The organism is Mesorhizobium sp. M7A.F.Ca.CA.004.04.2.1, from assembly GCF_004022825.1.
Taxonomy (GTDB): Bacteria; Pseudomonadota; Alphaproteobacteria; order Rhizobiales; family Rhizobiaceae; genus Mesorhizobium.
Map to the genome: position 1 here is coordinate 1 of NZ_RZPH01000262.1, position 6,295 is coordinate 6,295.

7 protein-coding genes and 1 pseudogene are annotated in these 6,295 nt (G+C 61.5%); 4 read left to right on the plus strand and 4 right to left on the minus strand.

From position 1 onward, the window contains the following. The 4 genes from EN893_RS14030 to EN893_RS14045 all read left to right on the plus strand — a co-directional run. On the plus strand, positions 1-740 hold a 740-nt coding region (locus EN893_RS14030; RefSeq protein ID WP_164900848.1), incomplete at its 5' end, for a type II secretion system F family protein. Between the two features lie 18 nt (positions 741-758). Then, positions 759-1,709 carry a type II secretion system F family protein gene (locus tag EN893_RS14035; protein WP_127269130.1) on the plus strand — a complete coding sequence of 317 codons (951 nt, stop codon included), beginning with the start codon at positions 759-761 and terminating at the stop codon, positions 1,707-1,709. Positions 1,710-1,763: 54 nt separating this feature from the next. After that, complete coding sequence (locus tag EN893_RS14040) at positions 1,764-2,303, plus strand: tetratricopeptide repeat protein (protein WP_127269131.1); 540 nt, start codon at positions 1,764-1,766, stop codon at positions 2,301-2,303. A 1-nt stretch (position 2,304) separates the two neighbouring features. Then, entirely contained in the window at positions 2,305-2,844 is a 540-nt protein-coding gene (locus EN893_RS14045; RefSeq protein WP_127269132.1) for a prepilin peptidase, read from the plus strand. A 186-nt stretch (positions 2,845-3,030) separates the two neighbouring features. On the opposite strand, the gene EN893_RS14050 is transcribed toward EN893_RS14045, so the two are convergent. From EN893_RS14050 to EN893_RS14065, 4 genes and pseudogenes are all read right to left on the minus strand, one after another. Next, positions 3,031-3,978: a nucleoside hydrolase gene (locus tag EN893_RS14050; protein WP_164748735.1), complete on the minus strand. Its 948-nt coding sequence runs from the start codon at positions 3,976-3,978 to the stop codon at positions 3,031-3,033. Beyond that, positions 3,975-4,988 carry a nucleoside hydrolase gene (locus tag EN893_RS14055; RefSeq protein WP_127272240.1) on the minus strand — a complete coding sequence of 338 codons (1,014 nt, stop codon included), beginning with the start codon at positions 4,986-4,988 and terminating at the stop codon, positions 3,975-3,977. Before EN893_RS14055 ends, EN893_RS14050 begins: the two co-directional genes overlap by 4 nt. Before the next feature lie 11 nt (positions 4,989-4,999). Then, positions 5,000-5,986, minus strand: a complete 987-nt coding sequence (locus EN893_RS14060) for an ABC transporter permease (protein ID WP_127271624.1) — start codon at positions 5,984-5,986, stop codon at positions 5,000-5,002. After that, positions 5,974-6,295 (minus strand): annotated as a pseudogene (locus tag EN893_RS14065) (ABC transporter permease); the annotation flags it as partial. The gene EN893_RS14060 and the pseudogene EN893_RS14065, both read right to left, overlap by 13 nt.

A 6,295-nucleotide genomic window follows, 5' to 3' on the forward strand; every position in this document is an offset into this window, starting at 1 on the left:
GGTTGAACAGGCTCTATACCCAGTCCGGTATCACCGGAAATCCGTTGACCTTCGCCGCGACGTTCTTGCTTGTCGGATTGGCGATGGCGTTGCTGCTGGCGGTCCTCTTCAATTTCTCTGCCTTGGCGTCGCTCATCATTTTTTTGGTCATAGGGTTTATCTTGCCGCTTCTCGTCCTCCGGCGCGCTCGTAACAAGCGAATCCGGAAGTTTGCCAAACAGCTGCCGGATGCGCTCGACATGATCGTTCGTTCGCTGCGCGCCGGACATCCCGCTTCGATCGCGATCGGTCTGGTCGCACGCGAAATGCCGGATCCGTTGGGCACTGAATTCGGCATCGTCTCCGATGAGATCACCTTTGGTCTCAGCATCGAGCAGGCCGTGCGGAAGCTTTCGCAGCGCGTCGGCTTCGAGGGGCTTCAGCTGCTGTCGGTATCGCTGTCGATTCAGGCCAAGACGGGCGGCAATTTGACCGAAATTCTGGCCAATCTTTCCTCCGTTCTGCGTGAACGGCAGAAATTGCGAATGAAAATTAGGGCGCTTTCGGCCGAAGGTCGCGTCTCCGCGTGGATCATCTCCTTGTTTCCTATTGTGATGTTCCTCACGCTTCAAATCCTTGCCCCATCCTATTACGGAGCCGTTTGGAGCAACCCGCTCGTCTTCCCGATATTTATGCTTTTTGGGTTGTGGGCGCTGCTTGGCGACTTCATCATGTACCGGATGGTTACTTTCGATTTCTGACTGGGAGCGACGAAAGAATTGTTTTCGAACATTCAGGATCTGGGTTTCTTGGTGTCTATCGTCGTCTTCGCGGCGGCGGTGTCCCTTTTCCTGTTCGGTGCGTTAGTCTTTCTGCCAGCTCTGCAAACCCGTAAGCTTGTCGCGCAGAGCCTGATGGGTGAAGGAATCGCAGACCGTCGATCCATGCTCGGGCAAGACCAGCTTGCCAAGATTTCGGCGCAACGGCCGGTCGATGCCTACTTCAAGTCGATCGAGAAGGAGCGGGAAGAGCCAAACGCCTTGGAAGCGAAGCTGTTTCGCGCCGGCTTTTATCAATCAAGCGCACCGCTGATTTATACGCTGTGCCGCCTTGTCGCGGTCTGCGTCGGCTTTCTGGCAATGTATGCACTCCTGTCGCGGGCTCTGCCGTCGCACCTGCCGGGTTTCATTACCCTTGCAGGTTCTGCCCTGTTCGGCCTGGCCTGCATCGTGCTTCCCGCCATTCTGCTCGACCGTTTCGAGAACGGCCAGAAACAGATCTATCGCCGAGCTTTCCCCGACTTCATGGACATGATGATCACCTGCGCCGATGCCGGCATGAGCCTGGAGGGGGCAGTCGAACGCGTCAGTCATGAGATGGCTGGCACCCACAAATGGCTGGGAATACAGCTGTCGATCATGAATTTGCAGTTGCGTGCCGGCAAGCCGTTGCGGGAGGCATTGCGCGAACTCGCCGATCGTATCGGGCTTGACGAAGCCAGGGCACTGGCTGTCCTGTTTAGGCAATCGGAAGAACTCGGCACCAGTCTCACCGATGCATTGCGTGTCTATAGCGCCGAGATGCGCGGGCAACGAATTCTGAGTGCAGAGGAACGCGCCAACTCTCTGCCGGTGAAGATGATGATTCCGTTGGGGCTGTGTATCTTCCCTGTGGTTATGATGGTTATCATGCTGCCGGTGATCATCCGCATGAGGGGCATTATCTTCTAGTTGCGTGTATGATCTGATTCTAATATGAGGTCCGAGACCCTTGGGGGAATCTATATGAAGAGGGCTAACGCGGCGGCAGCCTGTCTGTTGATAATGCTTGCCGGCTGCCAGACGGCGGACATAACCGACGGGGTCGTGCGCACCAACGAACCATCGAAAGGCGACGTGACGTCTTTTGGCGACGCTTTCGATGGGCTGAAGACGGTCAGCGATGTCGAATATTACGCCTCGGACCAGGCCGTCGCCGAGGCCAAGAACCAGTTCCGTGCCGAGAATTACGGCAATGCCGGCGCGCTGTTCTTCAAGGCGACGCAACTGGCGCCCAATGATGGCAACGCCTGGATGGGACTTGCCGCCTGCACCGACCGGATCCGCCGCTTCGACCTGTCCGACAAGGCCTATGCCAAGGCGTTCAAGCTGGTCGGCGCGACGCCTGAATATTACAACAATGTCGGCTATTCCTACCTGCTGCGCGGCAAGCTGCAGGATGCGCGCTCGAATTTTCTCAAGGCTTACGAATTGGCGCCCAACGACCCGACCGTCGCCAACAATCTGAAGCTTTTGTCGTCAAGCGTGCAGAACGTCGAGCGCTAGCATGCTGCTCGTCGAAGCGCTGCTGCTGAAGGTGCTCGCCATCCCTCTGCTGGCAAGGATTGGCTGGCTCGACTTCAAGACGCAGAAGATTTCCAATCGCGACGTGCTGCTGCTGCTCTGCCTGGGGGCCGGGGGCTTGCTGCTGCTGTCGCTCCAGTCAGGCTCGTGGTGGGACATGGGGCTGAGCGCTCTCGCCGGACTTCTGCTGTTCGTCGCGCTCTTGCCCTTCTGGGTCTTGCGCAAGATCGGCGCCGGCGATGTCAAGCTGCTGGCAGTCGTGCCATTCCTGATCAGCGGCAGCGCTCTCGCAGTGTTTTCAGTGCTGCTTCTGGTTTTCGCTTTGGCAACCGCGGTCATCGTGAAAAACCCGTTCATGCTGCCCGCGGGTGCTTTTCGGCTTGTCGTCCAGCATCTGGACCGCAAGGGCGTGGTGCCGTTCGGCGTGCCGATCTCGCTGGCCGCGATCTGTACGCTGGCGTTCCTGATCTACAGGAGTTTGACGGTCGCGAGCAGCTCTGGAATCCTCAACCAGCTCAACTGACCCTGTCATCTCACGCGGCTGAATTCGTCGCGCGGGAGATTTGACGGAGCATCAAACGAAAAACCCGCCTGTGCGGCGGGTCACTGGCGCAAATCAGCACCATAGGCAAAAATGTACCATAGCTGAGTGCAGGGAGTCAAGAAAAAATTCCTATCTTGAAGCGCTGCCTGCGCCGCGGCGCTCCGTTCAATCCCGCAGCAGGTCGAACATCAGCTTGAAGAAGCGGTCCGCGTCGACCTCATGGGCGATGCGGGCATTGTCCTTTTCACCGCGCTCGCCCCAGTAATCGGCGATGGTCGCGCCGAAGGCGTAGGTGCCGGACAGATCGACGCCGATATGGGCAGGGCGCGTGCGCACCAATGTCGGATCGATGGCCAGCGCCAGCGCCAAGGGATCGTGCATGGCGCCGCCGACGCCCATCGAGTTGCGGTGCAGCTTCTCGTAGAACAGCAGCCAGTCGTTGACGAGCCGTCCGAGCGGCGTGTCGATGGTCGCGAGCTCGGCATATTGCGGCGCCTCGATCAGCACCTGCATGGTGACGTCGAGGCCCACCATCAGGATCGGCACGCCGCTGTCCAGAACGATCTTCAGCGCCTCGGGGTCGCAGAACGCATTGAACTCGGTCGGCGTGATGATCTCGCTCTTGCGGTAGAACACGCCGCCCATCCAGATCAGCTCCTTGATCTTGGGCAGCACGTCGCGATGCTTGAGGATCATCAGGCCGATATTGCTGAGCGGGCCGGTGGCAACGACCAGGATCGGTTCGGGCGCGGCGCGCAGTCTGTCGGCCAGGAAATCGACGGCGTGCTGGTCAACCGGCTTGATCGTCGCCTGCGGCAGGTAGGGCGAGCCCTCGAGGCCGCTTGGGCCATCGGCGGTGCCGAGCACCAGCGGGCGCGCCAGCGGGCGGTGACAGCCCTGCGCGACAGGCACCTCGCCGGCGCCGATATACTCCAGGATGCGCAAGGCATTGGCGGTCGTCTTCTCGACTTCCGCATTGCCGCAGGTCGTGGTGACGCCGAGTAGTTCGATGGCCGGCGAGCGATGCGCCATGACCAGCGCGATGGCGTCGTCGTGGCCGGGGTCGCAGTCGAACAGGATAGGAGTTGGCTTGGTCATCATGTCGTCTTTCACGCCGCCCGCTCGTAGCGCGCTATGGTTTTCTTGAAGCCGTCGAGGAAACGCCGGCCGTCCAGGCCGGTGCAGATGCGGGTGGTCTTGGGCCCGCCGCCGGGCAGCAATTGCCGGCCGCGATAAGCGACGGTCTGGCCGCGCGCCAGCCTGCCGTCGAGCACGACGTCGGCGAACAGCGGCTCGGTCATCGTCGCCAGGCCGGGATCGAAAGCCAGCGCCACGGTGATCACGTCGTCCATCGGGAACCCGACGAGGTCGAAGAATTCGCGCCAGATGTCGATGTAGATCGGGAAGCTGTCGGCGATCATCTCAAGGACGGGATTGTCCCTCGCGACGGCCTGCATGTCGGCGATGTCGTCGCGCGTCAGCATCGAATCGGCGACGCGGTTGTCCTCGCAGATGTCGAGCGGCACGAGGATCTTCTCGACATCGGCGTTGAGCACGATGCGCGAGGCCTCCGGATCGGCCCAGATGTTGTACTCCGACAAGGGTGTGATGTTGCCCGGCGTCTGGAAATTGCCGCCGAGCACGATCAGCCGCTTCAGTGCACCGGTCAATCCCGGCTCCTGCAACAGCGCCATCGCCGCGTTGGTCAGCGGACCGGTCGTCACCAGCGTGATCTCGCCCGGATTGGCCATGACCGTGCCGATGATGAAATCGACCGCATGTCCCGGTGTGGCCTGCCGCACCGGCGTCGGCGCCGGCGGGTTGAACTTCTTCAGGCGATCGCCGAAACGGGCAACAAGCCGCTTTTCGAAATGCACCGGCGCTTCCATATCGGCCTTGGCGTTGCCGACGATCGGCCGCCACGCGCCGGCGTGAACCGGGATATCGTCACGCCCGGCGAGCGTCAGCGTGTTGAGGACGACATTGGTGACCTGCTCGATCGGGCCGGCGGCACCGGTCACGGTGGTCACGCCCTCGAGCCGCAGCTTCGGATTGATCGCCGCAAACAGCACGGCGAGAATATCGTCGCCGGCCGAATCCACGTCGAGGATTATGCGTTCCATAAAGGCTTCCTTCACTGGGGATTTTTGCCGCCGGCTTCAGTGTTCTTGTCGACCGACAGCAGCTTGCGCATCGATTCCAGCGTCTCCGCGATAATCCTCGGACGCGCCCGGTAGGACAGCGCGAACAATGCGATCAGCGCGACGACATAGGGGACGGTGAGAACCAGATAGGAGGGATAGCCGAACGTCTGCAGGCGCAACGAAAAAGCATCGGCGAAGCCGAACAGCAGGCAGCCGGCCAGCACCTTCAGCGGATCGCCATTGGAAAAGATCAGGATCGCCACCGCCATGAAACCGCGGCCCGACGACATGTTTTCGGTGAACATGGTGATGTAGCCGAGCGACAGATGAGCGCCGGCGAGGCCCGCCAGCAATCCGCAAAGCAGCGATGCGATGTAGCGGACGCGGGTGATCGAGATGCCAAGCGCCTCGGCGGCTTCCGGTTTTTCGCCGACGACGCGGATATAGAGGCCGAGCCGCGTCCTGGTATAGCAGACGACCAGCAGCGGCACCGCGATGAAGGCGACATAGACGAGCGGCGTGAAGCCGGAGATCAGCGGCGCCCACGAGCCGAGAAGGTCGCGGGCACCGGGCAGCTGGACTTTCGGCAGGCCGACGATGCCGTGACCGACGATCGAGCCGCGCGTGCCGAAGATCGCTTTCATCAGCGAGATTGTCATGCCGCCGGCCAGGATGTTGAGGGCCAGCCCGACGACCACTTCATTGGCCTTGAAGCTCACCACCAGGACAGCAAAAACCAGGGCGAAGACGAGCGCCGCCGCGACGCCGCAGGCGACCCCCGCCAGCGCGGAACCGGTCCAGATCGACCCGAGGACGGCGAAGAAGGCGCCGACCAGCATCTGCCCCTCGAGGCCGATGTTGAAGATGCCGGCCTTGGTGGTGAACGAGCCGCCAAGCGCGACCAGAAGGATGGGCGCGGTGGTGCGAAGCGTCGCCGCGATCAGCGCGACGTTGATGAGCTTGTCTAGAATTTCCATCGCCGCTCCCCTGCCTGGCTGTCGCCACGCTTTCTCACCAGCACCTGGGCCGACACGCTGAGGATGATCAGCGCCTGGATCACGGTGATGATTTCGCGCGACGCGCTGGTGTCGACCTCGAGCAGCAGCGATCCGTTGCGCAGGGCGCCGAAGAACAGTGCGGTGAAGATGGTGGCGACGGGCGAGCCATTGGCAAGCAGGGCGGCGATCAGCCCGTCGAAGCCGAAACCGGGGGCAAATCCTTCCATGAAGCGGTGATGGACGCCGAGCGTCTCGACGCCGCCGGCCAGCCCGCCGACGGCCCCTGAA

Bases quoted from the DNA above. Each gene is read 5' to 3' on its own strand.
- EN893_RS14040 (WP_127269131.1), top strand. From the start codon at position 1,764: ATGAAGAGGGCTAACGCGGCGGCAGCCTGTCTGTTGATAATGCTTGCC.
- EN893_RS14045 (WP_127269132.1), top strand. From the start codon at position 2,305: ATGCTGCTCGTCGAAGCGCTGCTGCTGAAGGTGCTCGCCATCCCTCTG.
- EN893_RS14055 (WP_127272240.1), bottom strand. From the start codon at position 4,988: ATGGAACGCATAATCCTCGACGTGGATTCGGCCGGCGACGATATTCTC.
- EN893_RS14060 (WP_127271624.1), bottom strand. From the start codon at position 5,986: ATGGAAATTCTAGACAAGCTCATCAACGTCGCGCTGATCGCGGCGACG.